Below are 20,890 nucleotides of genomic sequence, written 5' to 3' on the forward strand. Positions count from 1 at the left end.
CACTTCCGGCTGGGTTTGGGGGGGGCGTTGTTGTTTATAACCCACACCCCCGTGCGGCCTCCATTCAATCGGCGGCCCCCCGCCCGCGGGCCGGGCCGCCCCGTCATGGGGCGGCCGGACCGTCGTGTCGTCAGCGCGCCAGCCGGGTCCTGGCCAGCGCCGTCACACCCACGGCCGCGAGGGCGATCTGGATCAGCCACTCGATCCAGTCGACGCCGTCCGTGTCCGCGACACCGAGCCCCGCGGCGATGGCACTGCCGAGGAACGCGGCGACGATGCCCACGACGATCGTCCACAGCACCCCGATCGGCTGCCGTCCCGGCGCCAGCAGGCGTCCCAGCAGACCGATGACCAGGCCGATCACGATCGCACTGATGATGCTCGAAATCTCCATCCCTACCCCAACCCTCGCGACTCCGCGTTCGAATGTTTGTCTGCGTCCATCCGGATACCCCGACCCGGCGGGTCCACGCAGCCGGGCTCCCGGGTCATCGCCCCCGCTGTTTCGCCCTCCGGGGACGGGGCAGCCGGGGGAACACAGCTTCGGCGCAGGGAGGTCGGCGATGGTCACGACGGGAACAGCCGCAGCGGTGCGGCCCGGGAGCGGGGGGCGGCGGGCGATCCGGGCCGGCGCACGCGCGGGGCTGACGGCCCGTGGGGTGATCTATGTACTGACCGGCATCCTGGCGCTGCGCATCGCCTTCGAGGGCTCCTCGCAGCAGGCCGACCGCGGTGGCGCGGTGTCCGAGCTGGCGGCTCAGCCGCTCGGCGGCTTCCTGGTGTGGGCCCTGACGGTGGGGCTGGCCGGGATGACGCTGTGGCGGCTGTCCGAGGCCGCCTTCGGGGCGGCCGGGCCGGACGGCGACAAGGCGTCCAAGCGGGTGCAGTCGGGGGCCCGCGCGGTCTTCTACGGCTTCGTCACCTACTCGGTGGCGACCTTCGCGGTGAGCGGCGGTTCAGGCGGGTCGGGCGGTTCAGGCGGATCGGGCGGTTCAGGCGGTTCGAGCGGTTCAGGCGGTTCGAGCGACCAGGCCTCCAAGGACGTCACCGCCGAGGTGCTGGGCTGGCCGATGGGCCGCTGGCTGGTCGGCGCGGCGGGCCTGGTCCTGGTGGGGGCGGGCGTCTGGATCGCGGTACGGGCGATCATGCGCCGCTTCCGCAAGCACCTGCGCACCGGCGCCATGTCGCCGCGCACCCGCAAGGTGGTCGAGGCCCTGGGCGTGGGCGGGGGCACGAGCCGCGGGGTGGTGTTCGCCGCCGCGGGCTGCTTCGCCGTCGTCGCGGCGGTGCGCTTCGACCCCGGCCGGGCCAAGGGGCTGGACGACACCCTGAGGACGTTCCGCGAGACCCCCGCCGGGCCGTGGCTCCTGGCGGCGGTCGCCGTGGGCCTGATCCTGTTCGGCCTCTTCTCCGGCGCGATGGCGCGCTGGCGCGACCTGTGAGGGACGGCGGCCGGACGGGACGACCCCGGCCGTCGGCGGGTCAGCGCCCCGGCAGCTTCACCACGGTGACGAAGAAGTCGTCGATCTGCCGGACGACCTCGATGAACCGCTCGAAGTCGACGGGCTTGGTGACATAGGCGTTGGCGTGCAGCTTGTAGCTGCGCACAATGTCCTCCTCCGCCTCGGAGGTGGTGAGGACGACGACCGGGATGTCGCACAGCGAGGCGTCGGCCTTGACATCGGCCAGCACCTCGCGGCCGTCGTAGCGCGGCAGGTTGAGGTCGAGCAGGATCAGACCCGGCCGGGGAGCGTCCGCGTGCTGCCCGCGGCGGTGGAGGAAGTCCAGCGCCTCCTCGCCGTCGCGGACGACGTGCAGGACGTTGCGGATCTTGTGTTCCTCGAAGGCCTCACGGGTCATCAGCTCGTCGCCCGCGTCGTCCTCGACCAGGAGGACGACGATCGGTTCGGGTTGGGGCGGCACGGTCAAGGCGTCAGTCCTCCAATGGGGCGGGCCGCTCGGCGGCCGGCAGCGTGAAGCGGATGCGGGTGCCCTCACGTGGCACGGGGTCGAGCCAGATCCGGCCGCCGTGGTGCTCCACGATCTTCTTGCAGAGTGCCAGACCGATGCCGCTGCCGTCGCTCCGGGGCTCCCCCTCGCGTGGGCGCGGCAGGACCCCGAAGACCTTCTCGGCGTAGGCCGCCGGCACGCCGACGCCGTTGTCGGTGACGGCGAAGCCGAGCAGGCCGTCCTCGTCCGGGCCGTCCGAGGTGATGCGGATCCGCGGTGCGCGCTCCTGCGAGCGGAAGCTGACGGCGTTGCCGAGGAGGTTCTGCCAGAGCATCGTCAGGAGCGTCGCGTCGCCGATCGTCCGGGGCAGGGCCGGCGGCCGCTCGACCACGGCGCCGGACTTCTCGATCGGCACGGCGAGGTTGGCCAGTGCCTGGTCCAGCGACTCGTCCAGCGCGACCACCACGTCACCCTCGTCGGGCCGGCCCGAGTGTGCGAAGGCCAGCAGGTCGCCGAGGAGCACCTGCATGCGCTTGGCGCCGTCGACCGCGTACGCGATGTACTGCAGGCCGCGTTCGTCGAGGCGGTCGCCGTAGCGCTTCTCCAGCAACTGGCAGAAGGAGATGACCTTGCGCAGCGGTTCCCGCAGGTCGTGCGAGGCGACGTAGGCGAACTGCTGCAGCTCGCTGCCGGCGCCGCGCAGTTGCTCCTCCCGCAGCCGGGACTCTGCCAGTTCGGCGTCGGAGGACCGGCGGGAACCCTCCAGTTCGCGCAGGGCGTCGCGCAGCGGGGCGAGCTGCCGCAGGGCCCTGCGGTGCACGAGGACGCCGAGTCCCGCCGCGGCGAGCAGGAGGACGGCCAGCACGGCCGCGACCGCCCAGTAGGGCAAGGTCAGTCCGGCGCGGTCCTGCTGGGCGGCGGCCGTGGTGCGCGGCGGGACGGCGGCCCCCGGAACCTGGCGCGCGGCCGGCCGGATCGGGGGCGGCGCGAATACGGGGCTGCCGGCGGCCACCGCGTACCCGGCCGGGGGGTGCGCGGCACCGGCGCGCGAGTGCTGGTGGGGGGCGACGCCGGCGACCGCGCCGACCACCACGACGAGGGCGGCGGGGGCGAGGACGATCCGGCCCGCGTGGGTGAGCCGCGTGGCGGTCATGACGTGACGTCCCAGTCGAGGCGGACGACCGCGACGTCGTCGTCGAAGCCGCCGTGCCCGGCGGCCAGCGACTCGGCCCGGTCGATGACGGTGTCGACGAACTCCGGCGCCGGCAGCGCGGCGTGCTCTCTGGCCAGCGCCAGCAGTCCGGCCTCGCCCAGCCGCCCGTCGCCGCTGCGGCCCTCGAACAGCCCGTCGGTGAAGAGCGTGAGGGCCTGCCCGGGGCGCAGGTCCAGCCGGCCCTCCGGCCACTTCCCGGTGCCGGGAATCATGCCGAGGGCAGGACCACCGGGGGGTTCGGCGTACTCGACGGCGCCCTCCGGCAGACTGCTCAGCAGCCCGTGGTGGCCGGCCCGCCACACCGAGGCGCTGCGGCGGTCCGGGCTGAGGCTGAGAACCGTGGCGGTGGCGAAGATCTCGGGCGCCGCGCGCTCGGCCACCAGCACCTCTTCCAGCAGGGACAGCTGGCGTTCGCCCTGGACGCCGCTGAGGACGAGGGTGCGCCAGGCGATGCGCAGACCCACACCGAGCGCGGCCTCGTCGGGGCCGTGGCCCGAGACGTCGCCGATGACCGCGTGGACGACGCCCTCCGCGGTCTCCACGACGTCGAAGAAGTCGCCGCCCAGCAGGGCGTCGGCGCGGCCGGGGCGGTAGCGCGTGGTGACGGTGACGTCCTTGGTGCGCAGCATCGGCAGCGGGAGCAGACCGCGTTCCAGGCGGGCGTTCTCCTCGGCCCGCATCTGGCTGGCGCGCAGCGCGACGGCGGCGCGCTCGGACTGCTTGCGCTCCACCGCGTACCTCAGTGCGCGGCCGAGCAGCTCCGGCTCCACGCGCCCCTTCACGAGGTAGTCCTGGGCGCCGGCGGACACCGCCGCGAGCCCAGTGCGCTCCTCGGCCAGGCCGGTGAGCACGACGACCGCCGCCCGCTGGGTGAGGGACAGCGCCCTGCCGAGGGCGGCCAGCCCCTGGCCGTCCGGAAGGTGCAGGTCGAGCAGGACGCAGTCGGCGGGGAGGGCGGCGAGGGCGTCGCCGGCCTCGGCGAGGGAGCGTACCCACCGCAGGTCGACCGGCACGCCGCTGTCGGCGACCAGTTCCTCGACCAGGAGGGCGTCGCCGGCGTCGTCCTCGACCAGGAGCACGGCAAGCCGCCGGCCCGTGCTGTCACCCGGTCTGGGGATCAACCCCCCAGACGGAGTCAGGGTGTTGCCTTCCACATCGTCTCCCCACCCCAGTGGTGCCCCGTGCGGGGCGATGGGATCGTACGCGAAGGACACCCTGGCCGGGCGGCCTTCGCGACACTGCCGATCACTTCGATCATTGCCGTTTGGCAACATTAATACCGCGCAACAAGTACACGCAGCACACCCGGGCCGGGAACAGCCCGTTCAAGAAGTGAGGATGCGGTGCGCGCCTACGCGCTGTGGCTCCGTCCTTCCGTCACGGCGGGGGCGGCGCCGAGCCCGGTGGCGGCCGCGGCGTCCCGGAAGGCGGCCAGGCCCTCCAGCAGGGCACGGCGGGCCCGGTCGGGCATCGCGGCGACGACGGTGGCGAGTTCCCGCTCACGGCGTTCGCGCAGTTCGCCGAGGAGCGCGGCCCCCCGCGGGGTCAGCCACAGGCGCACCTCGCGGCGCGAGGTCGGGCTGATGTCCCGGGTGAGGTATCCCACAGCCTGCAGCCGGTCGCAGAGCCGGCTCATCGCGGGCGGGGCGGCGCCGAGCACGTCGCACAGGGTACGCAGGTTGACGCCCTCGTTCCCCTCCAGCGCGAACAGCAGGCGCAGCTGCGAGGGCGGGACGGGCGGGTCCCCCGCGTCCCGGCCCCGCCCCCAGAGCACCTCCAGCGCCTCGACCATCGACGACGCCTCGGCGACGACGTCGCGGCCGGGCGGGCGACTCGAGGACAAGGTCATCTCCTGGGCGTCATGTCTCGCGCCCGGAGCGGGCAGGAAACGGATATAGGGGTACACATCACGGCTCCCCTCGGCCCTGCCACGGTAACCGACCCTCCTCTCCTCCCAGAAGGACCCCAGCGAACCGGTGAACACCTCCGCTCTTCACGCCGCCGAACGCGCCCTGCGCGCCTCCGCTCCCCACGCCCTCCCCGGCGCCGTCCGCCGGATCCTGCGGCAGCACTACGGGGCGCGCTCCGTGGACGTCCTGCTGGCCGACTACGGCCAGACCGTGCTCCAGCCGGTGGGCGCCTCGCCCGGCGGCGACGACGCCGTGCGGATCGCCGGCAGTCCCGCGGGCCGGGCGTTCGGGGCGCAGGAGCCGGTCACCGAGGCCGTCGCCGGCGGTGTGCTGCTGCATCTGCCGGTGAGCGTGCGCGGCGACCGCGTCGGCGTGCTGAGCGCCGGGTTCGCCGCGGAGCCCGGCGCCTCGTACGGCGACACGGTCGAGGACCTCGGTGAGATCGCCGAGATGCTGGGCCACCACATCCTGGTCGCCGACCGCGACACCGACCTGTATCTGCGGGCCCGCCGCCGTGACCGCCTCACCCTCGCCGCCGAGATCCAGTGGCAGCTGCTGCCCGGGCACTCGCTCGCCCGGCCCGGATACGCGCTCGGCGCCCAGCTGGAACCCGCGTACGACATCCACGGCGACAACTTCGACTGGTCGGCGTCCGCGGACGACCTGACGCTGACCGTCACGAACGGCATGGGCCAGGGCATCGAAGCGGCCCTGCTGACCAGCCTGACCGTCAACGCCCTGCGCAACGCGCGGCGCGCCGGCGTGCCGCTCGCCGACCAGGCCGCACTGGCCGACCAGGCGGTCTTCGCCCGGTACCGGGGCGGGAGTTACGTGTCGGTGCTGCTGATGCGCTTCGAGCCGGCCACGGGCGTCGTCGACGTGGTCGACGCCGGGTCGCCGCGCGTGTACCGGCTGCGCGGCGGAGCGGTGGAGGCCGTCCCCTTCGAGCCGCAGTTGCCGCTGGGCATGTTCGAGGACACCCCGTACGTCGTCCAGCGGTTCGAGGTGCGCTCCGGCGACCGGCTCGTCGTCGTCAGCGACGGGGTGTACGGGACCGCCTCCCCGTCCGGCGAGACGTACGGCGAACAGGCCCTGGCGCGGGCGATACTGGCCACCCGGCTGGTGCCGCCGACCGATGTGCCCCGGGCCGTCCTGCGCGAACTGCCGGACTACCGCGTGGTGCCGGACGCCGAGGACGACGCGCTCGTCCTGTGCCTGGACTGGGAATGACCGCCGGCGGGGTCCGCCGCACGCCGACGTGCACGCACACGTACGGCGGACCCGCCGCTTGTGGGCAGCCACGGCGGGGTGGTGCGGGACGCCACGGCATGTGACGGCGCGCCGGGGTCGGGATGCGCACCACGGAACGGCTCACCGCGCTGCCGCCGCAGCCGGTGCGGGTGATCGGGGTCGGCGGCCCGGCGCCCCCCGGCGGTCCCCTGCGCGAACCGGGCCGTACGCTGCGGCAACGGCCGACGGCGGCGTGGCCGACCGGTCATACTGGTGTCATGACCAGGGCGGCGAGCGAGAGAGCGAGATCCCGCGCATGACGCAGTCCCGCGCCGCGCGCCAGGAGGCGCCCGCGGCGGACGAACCGCGCCTGACGGTCGACGAGTTCGCGGCGCGCGCGGGGACGACCGTCCGCACGGTCCGCTTCTACAGCGCCAAGGGTCTGCTGCCGCCGCCGGAACTGGGCTCGCGCCGCGTCGGGCTCTACGGGCCGGACCATCTGGCGCGGCTGGCGCTGATCGAGGAGTTGCAGCACCAGGGGCTGACCCTCGCCGCCATCGGCCGCTATCTGGACCAGCTGCCCGGCGACATCACCCCGCAGGACCTCGCCCTGCACCGGGCGCTGGTGGCCACCTGGATGCCGGACACCGCGGAGGAGGTCCCGCGCGCCCGGCTGGAGCAGCGGGCCGGACGGGAACTGAGCGCCCACGACCTGGACCGGCTGGCCGCGATGGGTGTGCTGCACCCCACCGCCGACCCGGACGTCCTGCTGGTCAACCCGGCGATGCTGCACCTGGGGGTGCGCCTGCTGGACGTGCCGATCCCGCTGGAGACGGTGCTGGCCACCCGGGAGATCGTGCTCAAGCACGCCCGCGCGGTCGCGCACGAACTGCACCGGCTCTTCCAGCGCGAGGTGTGGCAGCCGTACGTGGCCGGGGAGCCCGACCGGGAGGAGCGGGCCCGGATGCGCGGCCTCACCGAGGATCTTCAGCCGATGGTCGTGCAGGCCCTGGTCACCGCTTTCCAGCGGTCGCTGGCGGAGGAACTGCGGGTCACGGCGGCCGGGCCGGGCACCGCGGAGAAGTGAGCCCCGGGGGCCGCGGACGCGGTCCCCGGGGCGTGGCGGTCAGCCGTCGGTGAAGGTCTCACCGCGTTCGGCCTTGCGCACCAGCAGCTCCGGCGCCGCGAAGCGCTCGCCGTAGGCGGCCCGCAACTCTTCGGCACGGGCGAGGAAGCCGGCCGGGCCGCCCGGGTAGCCGTTGATGTACTGCAGGACGCCGCCGGTCCAGGCGGGGAAGCCGATGCCGAGGATGGAGCCGATGTTGGCGTCGGCGACCGAGACGAGGACGTTCTCCTCCAGGCAGCGCACCGAGTCCAGGGCCTCGACGAAGAGCATGCGCTCCTTGAGGTCCTCGAAGGGTACGTCCGCCGCCCCGGGCCGGGTGAAGTGCTCGCGCAGTCCGGGCCACAGGCCCGTCCGCTTGCCGTCCACGTACTCGTAGAAGCCGGCCCCACCGCTGCGTCCGGGGCGGTCGAACTCCTCGACCATGCGGTCGATGACGGCGTCGGCGGGGTGCGGCTGCCAGGTGCCGCCGGCCTCCTCCACCGCGCGGCGCGACTCGTTGCGGATCTTGCGGGGCAGGGTGAGCGTCAGCTCGTCCATCAGCGAGAGGACCTTGGCCGGATAGCCGGCCTGGGCGGCGGCCTGCTCGACGGTGGCGGGGTCCACGCCCTCGCCGACCATGGCGACGCCCTCGTTGATGAAGTGCCCGATGACGCGCGAGGTGAAGAAGCCGCGTGAGTCGTTGACGACGATCGGGGTCTTGCGGATCTGCCGGACCAGGTCGAAGGCGCGGGCCAGCGCCTCGTCGCCGGTGCGGGCGCCCTTGATGATCTCCACCAGCGGCATCTTGTCGACCGGCGAGAAGAAGTGCAGGCCGATGAAGTCCTCGCGGCGCTGCACGCCTTCGGCGAGCAGGGAGATGGGCAGCGTGGAGGTGTTGGAGCACAGCAGGGCGTCGGGGGCGACGACGCCCTCGATCTCCTGGAAGACCTTGTGCTTCAGGGCCGGGTCCTCGAAGACCGCCTCGATGACGGCGTCGCAGCCCGCCAGGTCCTGCGGGTCGGCGGTGGGGTGGATCCGGGCGAGCAGCGCGTCGCGCTTCTCCTGGGTCGTACGGCCCTTGGCCAGGGCCTTGTCGAGGAGGCCCGCAGAGTACGCCTTGCCGCGCTCGGCGGCATCGGCGGTGACGTCCTTGAGGACGACCTCGATGCCCGCCTTGGCGCAGGAGTAGGCGATGCCCGCGCCCATCATCCCGGCGCCGAGGACGGCGACCTTGGTGACGGTGCGGGCCGGGACGTCCTTGGGGCGGCTGGCACCGGAGTTGACGGCCTGCATGTCGAAGAAGAACGCCTGGATCATGTTCTTCGCGATCGGGCCGGTGACCAGTTCGGTGAAGTAGCGGGTCTCGATGGTGAAGGCGGTGTCGATGTCGACCTGGGCGCTCTCCACGGCGGTCGCGAGGATGTTGCGCTGGGCCGGGTAGGGCGCGCCGGCGAGCTGCTTCCTCAGGTTGGCCGGGAAGGCGGGCAGGTTGGCGGCGAAGGCGGGGGTGCTGGGGGTGCCGCCGGGGATGCGGTAGCCCTTGGTGTCCCAGGGCTGCGCCGACTCGGGGTGCGCGTCGATGAAGGCGCGTGCCTTGGCGAGCATGTCGTCGCGGTCGGCGGCCACCTCGTGGATCAGGCCGTTGTCCAAGGCGCGCTTCGGGTCGTACTGCGTGCCCTGCAGGAGCACCTTCAGCAGCGCGTCGGTGATGCCGAGCAGCCGGACGGTGCGCACGACGCCGCCGCCGCCGGGCAGCAGGCCGAGCGTGGCCTCGGGCAGCCCGATCTTCGAGCCGGGCGCGTCGAGCGCGACCCGGTGGTGGCAGGCCAGCGCGATCTCGTAACCGCCGCCGAGCGCGGCGCCGTTGACGGCGGCGACGACGGGCTTGCCGAGGGTCTCGATGCGGCGCAGGTCGCGCTTGATCGCCATGCCGGCCTCGAAGATCTGCGGGGCGTCCTCGGGCCCGGCCTTGATCATGTCCTTGAGGTCGCCGCCGGCGAAGAAGGTCTTCTTGGCGGAGGTGACGATGACGCCGCGGACGCTCTCGCGTTCCGCCTCCAGGCGGTCGGCGACGGCCCGCAGGGACTCCCTGAAGGCCTGGTTCATGGTGTTCGCGGACTGGTTCGGGTCGTCGAGGACGAGGGTGACGACGCCGGTCTCGTCCTGCTCCCAGCGGATGGTGGTGTTCGTCGGAAGAGCGGTCATGTTCGGTCGGCTCCGTTGCGGGGTGCGGGACAGGAGGTCAGAGGCGTTCGACGACGGTGGCGATGCCCATGCCGCCGCCGACGCACAGCGTGGCGAGTCCGTACCGCTGGTCGCGGCGCTCCAGTTCGTCGATCAGGGTGCCCAGGATCATGGCGCCGGTGGCCCCGAGGGGGTGGCCGAGCGCGATGGCGCCGCCGTTGACGTTGACCTTGTCGTGGCTCAGGCCCATCTCCCGCATGAAGCGCAGGACGACGGCGGCGAAGGCCTCGTTGATCTCGACGAGGTCGATGTCGTCGATGGTGAGCCCGGCCTTGGCGAGCGCCTTGCGGCTGGCGGGGGCCGGTCCGGTGAGCATGATGGTGGGGTCGGAGCCCGAGACGGCGGCGGAGACGATGCGGGCGCGCGGGGTCAGTCCGTAGCGCTCGCCGGTCTCGCTGTTGCCGATGGCGACCAGGGCCGCGCCGTCGACGATGCCGGAGGAGTTGCCCGCGTGGTGGACGTGGTCGATCCGCTCGACCCAGTGGTACTTCTGCAGGGCGACGGCGTCAAAGCCGCCGGCCTCGCCGATCGTGGCGAAGGACGGCTTGAGACCGGCCAGGCTCTCGGCGGTGGTGCCGGGACGGATGTGCTCGTCGCGGTCGAGGACGACCAGCCCGTTGCGGTCCAGGACGGGGACGACGGAACGGTCGAAGCGGCCGTCCTTCCACGCCTCCACGGCGCGGGCCTGCGACTCGGCGGCGTAGGTGTCCACGTCGTGGCGGCTGAGGCCCTCGATGGTGGCGATGAGGTCCGCGCCGACGCCCTGGGGGACGAAGCCGGTGGTGTAGCTGGTCATCGGGTCCATGGCCCAGGCGCCGCCGTCGGAGCCCATGGGGACGCGGGACATGGACTCCACGCCGCCGGCGAGCACCAGGTCCTCCCAGCCGGAGCGGATCTTGGCGGCGGCCATGTTGACGGCCTCCAGACCGGAGGCGCAGAAGCGATTCTCCTGGACGCCGGCCACCGTCTCGGGCAGACCGGCGAGGATCGCCGCGGTCTTGGCGATGTCGGAACCCTGGTCGCCGAGCGGGGTCACGACGCCGAGGACGACGTCGTCGATCGCGGCCGGGTCGAGGCCGGGCAGGCGGCGCCGCAGCTCGTCGATGAGCCCGGTGACCAGGTCGACGGGCTTGGTGCCGTGCAGGGAGCCGTTGGCCTTCCCGCGCCCGCGCGGGGTGCGGATGGCCTCGTAGACGTAGGCTTCGGTGCTCAACGTCGGATGCCTTTCGGTGAGGGTGGTGGGGAACGTACGGGCCGTGCGGGTCAGTCCAGCAGCGAGCGGCCGATGATCTCCTTCATGATCTCCGTGGTGCCTCCGTAGATGGTCTGGATGCGGCCGTCGGTGAACGCCCTGGCCACCGGGAACTCGGCCATGTAGCCGTAGCCGCCGTGCAGTTGCAGGCAGCGATCGGCGACCCGCTTCTGCAGTTCGGTCGCCCACCACTTGGCCATCGAGGCGTGCACGGCGTCGAGCCGGCCGGCGGTGTGCTCGGTCACGCAGCGATCGGTGAAGGCGCGGGTGACCGCGCACTCGGTCGCCATCTCCGCTATCTCGAAGCGGATGTGCTGGAGCCGGGCGAGCGGGCGGCCGAAGGCCTCGCGCTCCTTGACGTACCGGGTGGTGATCTCCAGCAGGTGCTCGGCGGCGGCCGCCGCGGCCACGGCGATGCCCAGGCGCTCCTGGGCGAGGTTGGCCATCAGGTGGAAGAACGCCTGGTTCTCGGCGCCGAGCAGGTTCTCCTTGGGCACGCGCACATCGGTGAAGAACAGCTCGGCGGTGTCCTGCGCCTTCTGCCCGATCTTGTCGAGGTTGCGTCCGCGCTCGAAGCCGGGCATGCCGCGCTCGACGACCAGCAGGCTGAGGCCCCGCGCGCCGCCCTCGGGGGTGGTGCGGGCGACCACCACGACGAGGTCGGCGAGGATGCCGTTGGAGATGAAGGTCTTGGCGCCGTTGAGGATCCAGTGGTCGCCCGCGTCCACGGCGGTCGTGCGGATGCCCTGGAGATCGGAGCCCGCCCCCGGCTCCGTCATGGCGATGGCGGTGACGGTCTCGCCGCTGCAGAAGCCCGGCAGCCAGCGGCGTTTCTGCTCCTCGGTGGCCAGCCCCGTCAGGTACGGGCCGACGATGTCGTTGTGCAGGCCGAGAGCGAGACCGTGGGCCCCGGCGCGGGCGAACTCCTCGGCCAGGACGGCCGCGTAGCGGAAGTCGCCGGTGCCCCCGCCGCCGTACTCCTCGGGGACGCTGAGGCCCAGCAGTCCCTGGCGGCCGGCCGCGAGCCACGCCTCGCGGTCGACGATGCCCGCCTTCTCCCACCGGTCGTGGTGCGGCAGGACCTCCTTGGCGAGGAAGGTCCGCACCGTGGCCCGGAACGCCTCGTGCTCGGCCGTGAAGAGCTCGCGCTGCATGCTGCCTGCCTTCGGAGGGACGTCGTGGTCAGGGCCGGGGGCGCCGGCCGGCCCCGGGGGCGAGCGCCGGGACGTCCCAGTCGCGGGCGACCTCGGCGGTGTGGGCGCCGGGCCGGGCCGGGGGCCGGCGCAGGCTCGCGGGGGTGGCGGAGAAACGGGGGGCCGGGGCGGGCTGGGTGATGCCCCCGGTCGTGGTGAAGGTGGCACGGGCGGCCAGGTGGGGATGCTCGGCCGCCTCGTACAACGACAGTACCGGCGCGACGCAGGCGTCGCTGCCCTCGAAGACCTCGGTCCACTCCTTGCGGGTACGCGTGGCGAAGCGCTCCGCGATCAGCGACCGCAGTTCGTCCCAGCGGGCGAGGTCGCCGCGGTCGGGCGCGTCGTCCGGCAGCCCGAGCAGCCGGGCGAACTCGGCATAGAAGGCGGGTTCCAGGGCGCCGACAGTCATCCAGCCGCCGTCGGAGGTCGCGTACACCGCGTAGTACGGGCAGCCGCCGTCCAGCAGGTTGGCGGCGCGGCGGTCCTGCCACGCGCCCGCGGCGAGCATGCCCCAGATCATCGCGCCGAGGTGGGCGACACCGTCCACGATGGCGGCGTCCACGACCTGGCCCGCGCCGGTGGCGCGGGCGTGGTGGAGCGCGGCCAGCACGCCGGTCACCAGGTAGAGGGAGCCGCCGGCGTAGTCGCCCAGCAGGTTGGCCGGGACGGCGGGCGGCCCGCCGGCGGGCCCGATCATGCCGAGGGTGCCGGCGGTGGCGATGTAGCCGATGTCGTGGCCCGCCGCCGGGGCCAGCGGCCCGTCCTGGCCCCAGCCGGTCATCCGGCCGTAGACGAGGCGGGGGTTGCGGGCGTGGCAGTCGGCCGGGCCGACACCGAGGCGTTCGGCGACGCCGGGGCGGTAGGCCTCCAGCAGGATGTCGGCCCGCTCCACGAGGTCGAGGACGAGCGCGGCGCCGCCCGCGTCCTTGAGGTCGACGACGACCGAGCGCTTGTTGCGGTTGGTGACGTCGTGGTCCGGGTCGACGCCCAGCCGCGGGCCGCCGGGCCGGTCCACGCGGACGACGTCGGCGCCCAGGTCGGCCAGGAGCATCGCGGCGAAGGGGGCCGGTCCGATCCCGGCGAGCTCCACGACGCGCACCCCGGCGAGCGGGCCGCCCGCCGCGGGGACGGCGTCCGTTCCGGGCGGGTCCGTGCGTTCCCCGGCCCGGCTCCCGGTTCGTCCCTCGGCCATCGTTCCTCCGGCCTCTTCGGCCTCTTCGGCGGGACATGACAGTAATGGTGTAACACTGATGATGCTATGGAGACCCGGAGCGGGTGACAAGGGGTGACCGACGTGGCACGGCCGGATGACGACGTACGGGTGAAGGACCTCTGGCGGGAGCTGCGGCTGCCGGGGATCGTGGACGTGCACACGCACTTCATGCCGGAGCGCGTGCTGGCCAAGGTGTGGGCGTACTTCGACGGCGTGGGCCCGCTGACCGGACGTCCGTGGCCCATCGCGTACCGGGAGGACGAGGAGGAGCGCGTCGCGGCGCTGCGCTCGTTCGGCGTCCGGGCCTTCACCTCGATGCTCTACCCGCACAAGCCGGCCATGGCGGCCTGGCTCAACGCCTGGGCCGCGGACTTCGCCGCGCGCACGCCGGACTGCCTGCGCACCGCGACCTTCTTCCCGGAACCGGAGGCGGCGGACTACGTGCGGCAGGCGGTGGAGTCCGGTGCCCGGGTCTTCAAGTGCCATGTCCAGGTGGGCGGGTTCGACCCCAACGACCCTCTGCTGGACGACGTGTGGGGACTGCTCGCCGAGGCCGGCGTCCCCGTGGTCACGCACTGCGGGTCGGGCCCGGTGCCCGGTCGCCACACCGGCCCGGAGCCGATCCGCCGGCTGCTGGCCCGGCACCCGCGGCTGCGCCTGGTCGTCGCCCACATGGGCATGCCCGAGTACAGGGACTTCCTGGACCTCACGGCCCGTCACCCCGGCGTGCACCTCGACACGACGATGGCCTTCACCGACTTCGCCGAGACCACCGCCCCTTTCCCGGCAGGGCTGCGCGGACGGCTCGCGGACCTGGGCGACCGGGTGCTGTTCGGCAGCGACTTCCCCAACATCCCCTACTCCTACCTGGAGGCCGTGGAGGCGGTGACCAAGCTGGGGCTCGGCGACGCCTGGGTGCGTGGCGTGCTCCACGACAACGGGGCCCGGCTGTTCGGGCTCGGCCGCTGAAGGACCCGCGGTCGCGGCGGTCGCGGCGCTGGCGCTCGTGTCGTGCCGGGTCACCAGCCGGCCGTTCCGTCGGCGCCCTTGAAGGGGCCGGTCAGGCGTGAGGTGATCCAGCCGCCGTAATAGCCGCCGGGCTGCGGGACGACCGTCTCACCGTCCACCAGGCAGCGGTCCACGCGGGAGGGATGGAAGGCGAGGAAACCGGCGATCTCCTCGTAGCCGGGCAGCGGCCGCGGATAGCTCCAGGCGGCCTCATGGGACACCCGGTCGCCCGCCACGAGGTCCCAGTAGGCGGCCTGCCCCTTCCATTCGCACAGCGTGCGCCGGGCGGCGGGCCGCAGCAGCCCCGCGGGCACCGCGTCCGGCGGGAAGTAGTAGACCGGAGGGTGGCTGGTCTCCAGTACGCGGAAGGCGGACCGGGTGTCGGCCACCACGCGGCCCGCGTACTCGACACGCACATGCTCCGCGACTGCCTCGACGGCCGGCGGTCGTGGGTACTCCCAGACGGACTCCTTCGGCGCGGGCACGGCACGCTCCTCGTTCGGGTCGGCCCCCCGGTCCTTCCCCTCCGTTGTACTCCCGCGCACGCGTTCGGGCGGTGCGGCGCGCGGCCGAAGGCACATGCGGTACGTCATGATTTCCCCCGATACGCCCGCGACCCTCCGGGAGCGCAGCCCGATGACGCCCCGCACGCCCCGCACGCCCCGCCCGCACTGGCTGTTCGGCGACCAGTTGGGCCCGCACTTCCTCGACCCCGCCGGCGGCGGTCCCGATCCCGGGGCGCCCGTGGTGATGATCGAGGCCCGCTCGGTCCTCGCGCGCCGCCGCTTCCACCGGGCGAAGGCGCACCTGGTGCTCTCGGCGATGCGCCACCGCGCCGCGGAACTCGGCGACCGGGTCCACTACGTACGCGCCGAGACCTATCGCGAGGGACTGCGCAAGGCGGTCGGCAAGGGGCCGGTGACCGTCTGCCGTCCGACCTCGCGCGCCGCGCTCGGCCTGGTGACGGCGCTGGACGGGGTCGAGGTGCTGCCCGATCGCGGCTTCCTGGTGCCGTCGGCCGACTTCGCCGCGTGGGTGGACGGCCGGGAGAGCGGGCGGCTGCGACTGGAGGACTTCTACCGCTGGGTGCGCCGCTCGCACGACCTGCTCATGGACGGCGACGACCCGGTGGGCGGCCGCTGGAACCTCGACCACGACAACCGGGAGCCCCCGCCGCGCGACCGCCGCGGCGGTTCGCTCGGCGCGCCGGAACCGTGGCGGCCCCACGAGGACGCCGTCGACGAGGAAGTGCGGCACGACCTGGACCGGTGGGAACGCGACGGCCTGGTGCGCTTCGTCGGCCGCGACGGGCCGCGGCGCTTCGCCGCCACCCGCCGGGAGGCGCTCGCCGCGCTGCGCCGCTTCACCGAGCACCGACTGCCGGACTTCGGCCGCCACGAGGACGCGATGCTGGCCGGCGATCCGGTGATGAGCCACAGCCTGCTCTCGGCCCCGCTCAACCTGGGACTGATCCATCCCGCCGAGTGCCTGGAGCGGGCCGAACGGGCGCTGCGGTCCGGGCGGGCGCCGCTGAACAGCGTGGAGGGCTTCGTCCGGCAGATCGCCGGCTGGCGGGAGTACGTCTGGCACCTGTACTGGCACTTCGGGCCGGACTACCGGCACCGCAACGCGCTGCGCCACCACACCCCGCTGCCGGACTGGTTCCTCGACCTGGACGCGGACGCGGTGCGGGCCCGCTGTCTGGCGACGGTGCTCGCCCAGGTCCGGGACACCGGCTGGACGCACCACATCCCGCGGCTGATGGTGCTGGGCAGCCACGCGCTCCAGCGCGGCTGGGACCCGGAGGAGCTGACCGACTGGTTCCACCGCTGCTTCGTCGACGGCTACGACTGGGTCATGGCGCCGAATGTGACCGGCATGTCACAGTTCGCGGACGGCGGCCTGATGACCACCAAGCCGTACACCTCGGGCGGCGCGTACATCCACCGCATGAGCGACCTGTGCGACGGCTGCGCCTACCGCCCCACCGAGCGGACCGGGGAGCGCGCCTGCCCGTACACCACCGGCTACTGGTCCTTCCTGCACCGGCACCGCACCCGGCTGGCGGCAAATCACCGCACCGCACAGGCAGTTCGGGGGCTGGACCGGCTCGGCGACCTTCCCGGCGTGCTGGCGCGGGAAGCCGAACGGGGAGACGGACCTCCGTGACGGATTCGCGCGAGGCGCGTCTGTGACGGTGTGCAACCTTCGCCGCGCAGCGGGTACCCGAAGGGGGATGCGCCGCGCCGCCGTCTACCCACCAGAGTCGGAATGTCACGGAGAGTAGCGAACTCAATGCACTCCAGGCACGTATAGTTACCTGCGTCACACCGGTAACAGGGAACGGTTCGGACTCCCGAGCGAGTCTCATACGTAGAGCCGCAGTTGGGCGCAGGGCCCGGAACCCGCCCGGCCCGGAGTGACAGTGAGGAGAAGCCATGCGACCGTTCGCGCTGATTCATGCCCGGCCGGCTACACCGGAAACGTTCACCCCCAACTACACCTACGACTCCGCGCGCCAGTTGAACGTCCTGCCCGACGGACGTCCCGTCATAAGCGACCACGGGATGCTGCTCGCCACCGGCGCCACCGTCTCCACCGCGGGTTCCAAGACGCACTTCGACGACTGACCCCCACACGAGATCGATGACCGTCCTGATCCTCACCTCCCCCGGAGACGTGACAGCCGACCTGGTGGTCGCCGCGCTGCACGACCGCGGGGCGCCCGTCGTGCGGCTGGACCCAGCCGATCTCCCCGGCGAGGTGTCCATGTCGGCCGAGTACGTGCGCGGCGACGTGCACGGCTTCCTGTCCGTCCAGGAGCGCCTGGTGAGCATGAGCAGCCTGCGCTCCATCTGGATCCGCAGACCCGGCACACCGGGCTCCGGGGCCGTGGAGCAGTCCGAGTGGCTGTCGGCGGAGGCCGGCCGGGCGTTGTACGGGGCCCTGCGCTGCGTGCGGGCGCGATGGATGAACCATCCGTCCGCCGCGGCGCAGGCCCGTTACAAGCCCTGGCAGTTGTTCACCGCCCACCACGCGGGGTTCGCGGTTCCGGCCACGCTGATCACCACATTCCCGCAAGCGGCAAGGGAGTTCGCCGAGCAGCATCCGCAGCTGGTGGTCAAGTCCGTCTCCGGCACACATCCGGGCAATCCGCCGATGGCCCTGCCGACCACCCTGGTCGCTCCGGACGCCGACTTCTCCGCGGTCGCGGCGGGCCCCACCCTGCTGCAGGAGTACGTCAGCAAGACCGCCGACATCCGCCTGACCTGCGTGGGGAACCGGCTGTTCACCGCCCGCAAGAAGTCCGGCCCCGATCAGGTCGACGGGCGCTTCGGCAGCCCGGACGACGCGCGGTGGGAGCCCGTCGAGGCACCCGCCCGGATCGCGCGCGCCGTGCGGGCGTACATGGACGAGGCCGGACTGGCGTACGGCGCCTTCGACTTCGCGGAGGACGGCGACGGCACCTGGTGGTTCCTGGAGTGCAATCAGGGCGGCCAGTTCGGCTTCGTCGAGCTGGCGACCGGGCAGCCGATAACGGACGCGATCGCCGGCTGGCTGGCGCCCGACACGGGCTGACCGCACCACCCGCCCGACAGGCCGTCAGGGGTCAGGACTCCCGGATGCTCCAGGGAGAACCGTAGGCGGTCAGCAGCTCCAGGAACGGCCGCGGCGCGAACGCCTCGGGGCCGAGCACCCCGGCACCGGTCCAGACGCCGGAGGCCATCAGCTCCAGCGCCACCACGGGGTTGACGGCGGTCTGCCAGACGACCGCCTGCGAGCCGTACTCGCGCATCGACCACTGGTTGTCGACCACGTGGTAGAGGTACACCTCGCGCGGCCGGCCGTCCCGTGTCCCGGTGACCCACGTCCCGGCGCACGTCTTGCCGTGCATCCGCATCCCCAGCTCGGCGGGGTCGGGCAGGCAGGCGGCCACGACATCGCGCGGGCTGACCCGGGCCGGGCCGTCCTGCCCCGGCACCGTGACCGGGCCGGTGCTGTCCAGGCCCAGCTGGTGGAGGGTCCTCAGGGTGCCGATGAACTCCTCGCCCAGCCCGTACTTGAAGGTCACCCGCCGGGCGTCGACCCAGCGCGGTATCAGCAGCACCTCCTCGTGCTCGACGTTGACACAGCTGACGGGGCCGATGCCCTCGGGGAAGTCGAAGACCTCCGGTTCGCTGAACGGGACCGTGGTGAACCAGCCGCGGCCCTCCTCGTAGACCACGGGAGGGTTCAGGCACTCCTCGATCGTGGTCCAGATGCTGAACGAGGGCGCGAAGTCGTAGCCGTCGACGGTGAGGTTCGCGCCGTCGCGCACCCCGAGTTCGTCGATGGTGTCGAAGAGCTCGTCGGCCGCGTAGCGGGCGAAGACATCCGAGAGCCCCGGCTCGACACCCATGCCGACCAGCGCCAGCCGACCGGCCTTCTCCCATTCGGCGGCCCGCTCGAACTGGGCGTCGCCGAGCTTGACGCCGCACTCCTCGTACGGGCGCTCCGGGTGAGGGCGGGAGAGCGACATCGCCATGTCGAGGTAGTCGGCACCGGCCGCGAGGGCCGCGCCGAACAGCGGCATCACGAACCGCGGGTCGGTGGCGTTGAGCAGCACGTCGCAGCGGTGGGCGGTGAGCAGCGCCGTGACCGCGGCCTCGTCGGACGCGTCGACCCGCGCGGCGGTGAACCGGGCGTCGCCACCGGCGGACACGGCGGCGACGGCGGCCTCGGCGCGCGCCGGGTCGTGGTCGGCGACCACCATCGCCTCGAAGAACCCCCGCCGGGCAGCGATCCGGGTGATGGCGGTGCCCACGCCGCCGGCTCCCACAAGCAGTACTCGCATGGCTGACCAGTCTCCGTTTCCGAGGCGGCAGCCGCCTCTGGCAGGGATGGAGCGATGGCCTGATGGAACGCCGCGCCCGTTCCTACCGTCAATGGTGTTGGCATAAGCTCGGCCGCGTCCGGGAAGCGTGCGAGGGAGGCGGCCGTGCCGAAGAAAGTGGTGTCCGAGGCGGACCGCAGGCGGCGGCGCCCGACCCGCGGCGGAGCCGTCCTGTCGCACCGGCTCATCGTGGACACCGCGCTGCGCATGCTCCGCGAGCACGGCAGCGCGGGGCTGTCCGCGCGGCGGCTCGGCACCGCCCTCGGCGCGGATCCCAGCGCCCTCTACCGCTACTTCCGGGGCATGGACGACCTGGTCCTGGCCATCGCCGACGACCTCATGGGCCGCGCCGTCGACGGCTGGCACGGCACCGGCGCCTGGCGCGCCGACCTGCGCGACCTGGGCCTGCGCGTGCACTCCGCCTACCAGGCCCACCCCCAGGCGGCCGTGCTGACCGCCGGCCGCGTCTCCGGCCGCGCCCATGAGACCGCCGCGGACGAGACCATCCTCGGCATCCTCCGCACGGCCGGGTTCCCCGACTCCGACGCGGTCGCCGTCTACCAGGCCTTCATCGACCAGGCCCTCGCCTTCGCCGCCCTCGACGCGGCCACCCTCGCCCTCCCCGCGGCCGCCCGCGAGGCCGACCACGCCGTATGGGGCGCCACCTACGCCCGGCTCCCCGCCCGCACCCACCCGCACATCGCCGCCACCGCCGGCCTGCTGGTCGCCCGCATGAACCGCAGCGCGTACCCCACCGCGCTGGAGATGCTGCTCGACAGCGCCGAGCGCCGCCTGACGCGCGCCCGCGCCGCCGCGGCGACGTGAGAGGGGCGCGTCTTCCCGGTCGGGGTCATGCGGTCGTGGTCGCCGTCGGCGGTCCGGACCGCCCCAGGTCGAGAGGGCGGCCGGCGGCGGCCCGGGATCGACACCTCGGCCGGGACGCCGCCGAACCCCGGGTCCGCCGGCGGACTCACGGCCGGTTCACATCGTCTCCGCATACTGGAGGGTCCTGGAAGGCCGACGGAAGAGGGTCGCGGCGTGCGCGTGCTGGTGGTCGAGGACGAGGAGCTGCTCGCCGACGCGATAGCCGAGGGGCTGCGGCAGGAGGCGTTCGCGGTGGACGTCGTCCACGACGGGGAGGCGGCGCTCGAGCGGCTGGGGGTCAACGAGTACGACGTGATGGTGCTCGACCGGGACCTGCCGCGGGTGCACGGGGACGAGGTCTGCCGGCGCACGGCCGCCTCCGGTGCGGATGTGCGCATGCTGATGCTGACGGTGTCGACGACGGTGGCCGAACGCGTGGCGGGGCTGAGCCTCGGGGCGGACGACTACCTGGCGAAGCCGTTCGCCTTCGCCGAACTCGTCGCGCGGATCCGGGCGCTCGGCCGGCGGGTGCGGACCGCGACGCCGCCCGTGCTGGAGCGGGCGGGCATCCGGCTGGACCCGCATCTGCGCGAGACGTACCGGGACGGCCGGTACGTGGCGCTGTCGCGGAAGGAGTTCGCGGTGCTGGAGGAACTGCTGCGGGCGCGGGGCGGCCCGGTGTCGGCCGAGGAGCTGCTGGAGCGGGTCTGGGACGAGAACATCGACCCCTTCACGACCATCGTGCGCGTCACGATCCGCGGGCTGCGCCGCAAGCTCGGCGATCCGGGCGTCGTGGAGACCGTCACGGGAGTGGGGTACCGGATCCGATGAGTGC

Annotated in this window: 20 protein-coding genes; 9 read left to right on the forward strand and 11 right to left on the reverse strand. The window is 73.2% G+C overall.

What is annotated here, in order from left to right; all coding sequences use genetic code 11:
- Nucleotides 1-130: 130 nt before the first annotated feature.
- Nucleotides 131-394 (reverse strand): GlsB/YeaQ/YmgE family stress response membrane protein, encoded by a 264-nt coding sequence (locus tag ACFWVC_RS33895; protein ID WP_384296621.1) that lies wholly within the window; start codon nt 392-394, stop codon nt 131-133.
- Between the two features lie 169 nt (nt 395-563).
- Between ACFWVC_RS33895 and ACFWVC_RS33900 the strand changes: the two genes are divergently transcribed.
- On the forward strand, nt 564-1,442 hold the full coding sequence (locus tag ACFWVC_RS33900) for a DUF1206 domain-containing protein (protein WP_384296622.1): 879 nt from the start codon (nt 564-566) through the stop codon (nt 1,440-1,442).
- A gap of 40 nt (nt 1,443-1,482) precedes the next feature.
- Here ACFWVC_RS33900 and ACFWVC_RS33905 read toward each other — a convergent pair whose 3' ends face one another.
- The 4 genes from ACFWVC_RS33905 to ACFWVC_RS33920 all read right to left on the reverse strand — a co-directional run bounded on the left by ACFWVC_RS33905 (nt 1,483) and on the right by ACFWVC_RS33920 (nt 5,012).
- Nucleotides 1,483-1,929: a response regulator gene (locus ACFWVC_RS33905; RefSeq protein WP_319665948.1), complete on the reverse strand. Its 447-nt coding sequence runs from the start codon at nt 1,927-1,929 to the stop codon at nt 1,483-1,485.
- A gap of 4 nt (nt 1,930-1,933) precedes the next feature.
- Complete coding sequence (locus ACFWVC_RS33910; RefSeq protein WP_384296623.1) at nt 1,934-3,103, reverse strand: ATP-binding protein; 1,170 nt, start codon at nt 3,101-3,103, stop codon at nt 1,934-1,936.
- Entirely contained in the window at nt 3,100-4,284 is a 1,185-nt protein-coding gene (locus tag ACFWVC_RS33915; protein ID WP_384296624.1) for a PP2C family protein-serine/threonine phosphatase, read from the reverse strand. The genes ACFWVC_RS33910 and ACFWVC_RS33915 overlap by 4 nt, the downstream gene beginning before the upstream one ends.
- Before the next feature lie 230 nt (nt 4,285-4,514).
- Nucleotides 4,515-5,012 (reverse strand): MarR family winged helix-turn-helix transcriptional regulator, encoded by a 498-nt coding sequence (locus tag ACFWVC_RS33920; RefSeq protein ID WP_384296652.1) that lies wholly within the window; start codon nt 5,010-5,012, stop codon nt 4,515-4,517.
- Nucleotides 5,013-5,139: 127 nt separating this feature from the next.
- Between ACFWVC_RS33920 and ACFWVC_RS33925 the strand changes: the two genes are divergently transcribed.
- Together ACFWVC_RS33925 and ACFWVC_RS33930 are read left to right on the forward strand one after the other, a co-directional pair.
- The gene (locus tag ACFWVC_RS33925) at nt 5,140-6,303 is read left to right on the forward strand and encodes a PP2C family protein-serine/threonine phosphatase (RefSeq protein ID WP_384296625.1); all 1,164 of its coding nucleotides are present in this window, start codon (nt 5,140-5,142) and stop codon (nt 6,301-6,303) included.
- A gap of 316 nt (nt 6,304-6,619) precedes the next feature.
- Complete coding sequence (locus tag ACFWVC_RS33930) at nt 6,620-7,390, forward strand: MerR family transcriptional regulator (RefSeq protein ID WP_384296626.1); 771 nt, start codon at nt 6,620-6,622, stop codon at nt 7,388-7,390.
- Nucleotides 7,391-7,429: 39 nt separating this feature from the next.
- Here the strand turns inward: ACFWVC_RS33930 and ACFWVC_RS33935 are convergent, their stop codons facing one another.
- Genes ACFWVC_RS33935 through ACFWVC_RS33950 form a run of 4 tightly spaced genes read right to left on the reverse strand, consistent with a single transcriptional unit; the run spans nt 7,430 to nt 13,289 of the window.
- Nucleotides 7,430-9,613, reverse strand: coding sequence for a 3-hydroxyacyl-CoA dehydrogenase NAD-binding domain-containing protein (locus ACFWVC_RS33935; RefSeq protein WP_384296627.1), 2,184 nt, complete (start codon nt 9,611-9,613; stop codon nt 7,430-7,432).
- Nucleotides 9,614-9,650: 37 nt separating this feature from the next.
- Entirely contained in the window at nt 9,651-10,865 is a 1,215-nt protein-coding gene (locus ACFWVC_RS33940; protein ID WP_384296628.1) for an acetyl-CoA C-acetyltransferase, read from the reverse strand.
- Nucleotides 10,866-10,915: 50 nt separating this feature from the next.
- Nucleotides 10,916-12,058: an acyl-CoA dehydrogenase family protein gene (locus ACFWVC_RS33945; protein ID WP_384296629.1), complete on the reverse strand. Its 1,143-nt coding sequence runs from the start codon at nt 12,056-12,058 to the stop codon at nt 10,916-10,918.
- Nucleotides 12,059-12,086: 28 nt separating this feature from the next.
- On the reverse strand, nt 12,087-13,289 hold the full coding sequence (locus ACFWVC_RS33950; protein ID WP_384296630.1) for a CaiB/BaiF CoA transferase family protein: 1,203 nt from the start codon (nt 13,287-13,289) through the stop codon (nt 12,087-12,089).
- Nucleotides 13,290-13,391: 102 nt separating this feature from the next.
- Between ACFWVC_RS33950 and ACFWVC_RS33955 the strand changes: the two genes are divergently transcribed.
- On the forward strand, nt 13,392-14,279 hold the full coding sequence (locus ACFWVC_RS33955) for an amidohydrolase family protein (RefSeq protein ID WP_384296631.1): 888 nt from the start codon (nt 13,392-13,394) through the stop codon (nt 14,277-14,279).
- Between the two features lie 50 nt (nt 14,280-14,329).
- Here ACFWVC_RS33955 and ACFWVC_RS33960 read toward each other — a convergent pair whose 3' ends face one another.
- Nucleotides 14,330-14,803 (reverse strand): DUF427 domain-containing protein, encoded by a 474-nt coding sequence (locus ACFWVC_RS33960; RefSeq protein WP_384296632.1) that lies wholly within the window; start codon nt 14,801-14,803, stop codon nt 14,330-14,332.
- Nucleotides 14,804-14,954: 151 nt separating this feature from the next.
- Between ACFWVC_RS33960 and ACFWVC_RS33965 the strand changes: the two genes are divergently transcribed.
- From ACFWVC_RS33965 to tgmB, 3 genes are all read left to right on the forward strand, one after another.
- Nucleotides 14,955-16,487: a cryptochrome/photolyase family protein gene (locus ACFWVC_RS33965; RefSeq protein ID WP_384296633.1), complete on the forward strand. Its 1,533-nt coding sequence runs from the start codon at nt 14,955-14,957 to the stop codon at nt 16,485-16,487.
- Between the two features lie 269 nt (nt 16,488-16,756).
- Entirely contained in the window at nt 16,757-16,948 is a 192-nt protein-coding gene (tgmA, locus tag ACFWVC_RS33970; protein ID WP_384296634.1) for a putative ATP-grasp-modified RiPP, read from the forward strand.
- A 16-nt stretch (nt 16,949-16,964) separates the two neighbouring features.
- On the forward strand, nt 16,965-17,897 hold the full coding sequence (gene tgmB, locus ACFWVC_RS33975; RefSeq protein ID WP_384296635.1) for an ATP-grasp ribosomal peptide maturase: 933 nt from the start codon (nt 16,965-16,967) through the stop codon (nt 17,895-17,897).
- A 31-nt stretch (nt 17,898-17,928) separates the two neighbouring features.
- Here the strand turns inward: tgmB and ACFWVC_RS33980 are convergent, their stop codons facing one another.
- Nucleotides 17,929-19,152 (reverse strand): saccharopine dehydrogenase C-terminal domain-containing protein, encoded by a 1,224-nt coding sequence (locus ACFWVC_RS33980; protein WP_384296636.1) that lies wholly within the window; start codon nt 19,150-19,152, stop codon nt 17,929-17,931.
- Nucleotides 19,153-19,296: 144 nt separating this feature from the next.
- Here ACFWVC_RS33980 and ACFWVC_RS33985 point away from each other — a divergent pair, with 144 nt between their 5' ends.
- Both ACFWVC_RS33985 and ACFWVC_RS33990 read left to right on the forward strand, forming a co-directional pair.
- Nucleotides 19,297-20,016 (forward strand): TetR/AcrR family transcriptional regulator, encoded by a 720-nt coding sequence (locus ACFWVC_RS33985; protein ID WP_384296637.1) that lies wholly within the window; start codon nt 19,297-19,299, stop codon nt 20,014-20,016.
- A gap of 213 nt (nt 20,017-20,229) precedes the next feature.
- The gene (locus ACFWVC_RS33990; RefSeq protein WP_319658325.1) at nt 20,230-20,886 is read left to right on the forward strand and encodes a response regulator transcription factor; all 657 of its coding nucleotides are present in this window, start codon (nt 20,230-20,232) and stop codon (nt 20,884-20,886) included.
- The last annotated feature ends 4 nt before the right edge of the window (nt 20,887-20,890 follow it).

The sequence above is a fragment of the Streptomyces sp. NPDC058691 genome (genome assembly GCF_042714775.1).
GTDB lineage: Bacteria > Actinomycetota > Actinomycetes > Streptomycetales > Streptomycetaceae > Actinacidiphila.